This window comes from Xanthomonas sp. D-109, assembly GCF_017746095.1.
In the GTDB taxonomy this organism is placed as follows: Bacteria; Pseudomonadota; Gammaproteobacteria; order Xanthomonadales; family Xanthomonadaceae; genus Xanthomonas_A; species Xanthomonas_A sacchari.
Genome location: NZ_JAGHWV010000042.1, coordinates 1 through 561 on the forward strand (window position 1 = coordinate 1; position 561 = coordinate 561).

Below are 561 nucleotides of genomic sequence, written 5' to 3' on the forward strand. Positions count from 1 at the left end.
GTGAAGCGCTCGGAGATCGCCAGACCGGCGGCGTCGTCCTTGGCGCTGTTGATGCGCAGGCCCGAGGACAGACGCTGGATCGTCGTCGCCAGGCTGGCGCTGGTGGTGTTGAGGTTGCGCTGAGCGTTCAGCGACATTACGTTGGTATTGATTACCTGTGCCATTTAGATACCTTGGTTTTCAGCATATTTGATATCGCTTCCGCTACGAGGGCTCCTAATGGCGTAGGAGCCCTCGGCGGTACATCGCGGCCTGCCGCGCTTAGCCCTGGAGCAGGCTCAGCACGCTCTGCGGGGCCTGCTTGGCCTGGGCGAGCATCGCGGTGCCGGCCTGCTGCAGGATCTGCGTACGGGTCAGCTCGGCGGTTTCCTTGGCGTAGTCGGTGTCGCGGATGCGGCTGCGCGAAGCCGACAGGTTCTCCGAGGTCGAGCTCAGGTTGGCGATGGTGGAGGTGAAGCGGTTCTGGATCGCACCCATGTCGGCGCGCGAGGAGTTCACCGAGGTCAGCGCGTTGTCGATGATGCTCAGCGCCTTCTGTGCGCCCTGGAAGGTGGAGATGTC

Annotated in this window: 1 protein-coding gene and 1 pseudogene; both read right to left on the bottom strand. The window is 63.3% G+C overall.

Going from position 1 to position 561, the window contains the following annotated elements; all coding sequences use genetic code 11:
- Positions 1 to 164 (bottom strand): annotated as a pseudogene (locus J7357_RS21130) (flagellin); the annotation flags it as partial.
- A 97-nt stretch (positions 165 to 261) separates the two neighbouring features.
- Positions 262 to 561, bottom strand: a 300-nt coding sequence (locus tag J7357_RS21135) for a flagellin (RefSeq protein WP_280515415.1), incomplete at its 5' end; no start/stop codon positions are given.